The sequence below is a fragment of the Intestinibacter sp. genome (assembly GCF_022780145.1).
In the GTDB taxonomy this organism is placed as follows: domain Bacteria; phylum Bacillota; class Clostridia; order Peptostreptococcales; family Peptostreptococcaceae; genus Intestinibacter.
This window is the reverse complement of the sequence record NZ_JALEXO010000082.1, coordinates 1-2,836: the sequence shown is the minus strand read 5'-3', so window position 1 is coordinate 2,836 and position 2,836 is coordinate 1. Positions and strand designations below refer to the sequence as shown.

General features: G+C 34.6%; 3 protein-coding genes. All 3 read left to right on the top strand.

Annotated elements, in window-relative coordinates; genetic code table 11:
- Positions 1–616, top strand: a 616-nt coding sequence (locus tag MR593_RS03000; RefSeq protein WP_290686797.1) for an NCS2 family permease, incomplete at its 5' end; no start/stop codon positions are given.
- A gap of 195 nt (positions 617–811) precedes the next feature.
- Positions 812–2,038 carry a peptidase U32 family protein gene (locus MR593_RS02995; protein ID WP_290686795.1) on the top strand — a complete coding sequence of 409 codons (1,227 nt, stop codon included), beginning with the start codon at positions 812–814 and terminating at the stop codon, positions 2,036–2,038.
- 10 nt (positions 2,039–2,048) lie between these two features.
- Positions 2,049–2,836, top strand: a 788-nt coding sequence (locus MR593_RS02990) for a methionyl aminopeptidase (protein ID WP_290686793.1), incomplete at its 3' end; no start/stop codon positions are given.

Here is a 2,836-nt window from a genome sequence, read left to right as displayed (position 1 = left end):
AACTCATCCAGATAGTATGTTCCAATTCATAACAGTATTGTGCACATTCTTATTTGTAGACTTCTTCGATACAGTAGGTACTGTAGTTGGAGTTGCTTCAAAGGCTAATATGGTAGATGAAGATGGAAAAGTTAAAAATGTAGGTAGAGCATTACTTGCAGATGCTTTTGCAACTACTATAGGTTCTTGGTTAGGAGTTTCAACTGTAACAACTTATGTTGAAAGCTCAACAGGTGTACTTGAGGGTGGAAAAACTGGTTACACTGCAATAACTGTAGGTGTACTATTCTTAATAGCTATGTTTTTCTCTCCAATATTTATAGCAATACCTTCTTGCGCAACAGCTCCAGCATTAATTTATGTTGGATACTTGATGTTGAGTGCAGTCAAAGATATAGACTTCGGCGATATAACTGAAGGTGTGCCAGCATTTATGGCAATAGGTGGAATGGCTTTAACTTATTCTATAGGTGATGGTTTAACATTAGGTGTTTTATCTTATGTATTTATAAACTTATTATATAATTTAATAGCTCCAAAAGAAGACAGAAAACATGTATCTGTTGTAATGATAATTTTGGCTATTTTATTTATACTAAAATTATGGTTTATGTAGTATAATAATACTAGAGATTCTAGTATAATAGTATATGAAAAAAGTGGTGCTTTTATACCAGTATTGATAATTACTGTATGAGGGCACTATTTTTATGTTATAATCTAGTAGTAGATTTTTGATATAAAATAAAGAAAATGGGAATAATTAAAATGTATTGCTGATATAAATTTTATTTTTAGTAAAGGAGTTAGAATGAGAGAGGTAGAATTATTAGCACCTGCTGGTGATTTAGAGAAGTTAAAGATTGCTTTTATTTACGGAGCAGATGCAGTTTATATAGGTGGCGAGATTTTTGGTATGCGTTCTGCTGCTAAAAATTTTTCAAAAGAGGATATGATAGAAGGGCTAGAGTTTGCTCATAATATGGGCAAAAAGGTCTTTGTAACAGTTAATATTATCCCGAGAAGTGATCAGCTAGATAGCTTAGCTGATTATATAAAAGAGCTAGATGAAATAGGTGTAGATGCAGTTATAGTAAGTGATGCAGGTGTGTTTAACATAGTTAAAAGAGTAGCTCCTGATATGGAGATACATATAAGCACACAGGCTAGTACATCTAATTATATAGCTGCTAATTTTTGGTATGAGCAAGGTGCGAAGAGAATCGTGACGGCTAGAGAGATGTCGTTTGCAGAGACTAAAGAGCTTAGAGAAAATACACCTGAGGATTTAGATATAGAGTCATTTATACACGGGGCTAGGTGCATGAGCTATTCTGGTAAATGTGTAATAAGTAACTACGCGACAGGAAGAGATGCCAACCAAGGCTCTTGTGCTCAATCTTGTAGATGGAAGTACAACTTAGTTGAAGATGTAAATGGCAATTACGAAAATGTATTAGATGACGAAGATTATCAATTTTTCTTCAATACAAAAGACTTATGTATGATAAAATATATTCCTGAGATATTCGACAGTGGAATAACTAGTCTAAAAATCGAAGGTCGTATGAAAACTGCTTATTATGTGGCTACAACTGTAAGAGCCTACAGAATGGCGATTGATGAATATTACAAGGATCCAGATAACTGGAAATTCAATCCTATGTGGTTAGACGAGCTTAAAAAAGGAAGCCACAGAGATTACTCTACAGGATTTTTCCTAGATAGACCGGGTAAAAATTCAAACAACTACGAATCAGCTTCATATATAAGAAATTACGACTTCATAGGAATCGTAAAAGAAGTCCTTGATGATGGATATTTAATAGTAGAACAGAGAAATAAAATGTCTGTAGGCGAGGATATAGAAGTAATAGGACCTTACAAGGAGACTATGTTTACGACTATCTTAGAGATGTACAATGAAGATGGGGAGCCGATAGAGTCAGCACCTCATGCGAGACAAATAGTAAAAATGAAATTAGGTATAGAAGCCTATGAAAATTATATACTTAGAAAACCTATAGTAAAAGGTTAGGGAGGACAAAATGTTATTAGGAAGAAATAGTAAATGCTGGTGTGGCAGCGGCGAAAAATATAAAAAATGCCACATGGAATTCGATGAAAAATTAAAACAATTCGCTAGAGCCGGTTACGAAATACCTACTAGAGATATGATAAAAAACGCAGAACAAATTGAAAAAATAAAAGAAAGTGCAAAAATCAACACAGCTGTTTTAGACGAAGTAGAAAAACACATAAAAGCTGGAATGACTACAGAAGAAATAAACACTATAGTTCACGATTTTACAGTTGCAAATGGTGCTATACCTGCTCCACTTGGATTCTGCGGATATCCAAAGAGCGTTTGTACATCAGTAAACGACCAAATCTGCCATGGTATACCATCAGAAGACGTCGTATTAAAAGACGGTGATATAATAAATGTAGACGTATCTACAATCTACAATGGATACTACTCAGATGCATCTAGAATGTACATGATAGGTGAAGTCAGCGAAGAAGCTAAAAAATTAGTACAGGTAACTAAAGAATCTATGGAATTAGCAATATCAAAGGTTAAGCCTTGGGTTCCAATGGGAGTAATCGGAGCGACTATCCAAGAATATGTTCATAAACACGGATATACAGTAGTAAGAGAGTTTGGTGGACACGGTATAGGGTTAGAATTCCACGAAGATCCATTTGTATTCCACTATGGATACGAGGATGAAGGCGTGATAATGGTTCCAGGTATGATGTTCACTATAGAGCCTATGATAAATCAAGGCGGATACGATTTATATATAGATCAAAATAACGGCTGGACATCTTA

Bases quoted from the DNA above. Each gene is read 5' to 3' on its own strand.
- MR593_RS02995 (WP_290686795.1), top strand. From the start codon at position 812: ATGAGAGAGGTAGAATTATTAGCACCTGCTGGTGATTTAGAGAAGTTA.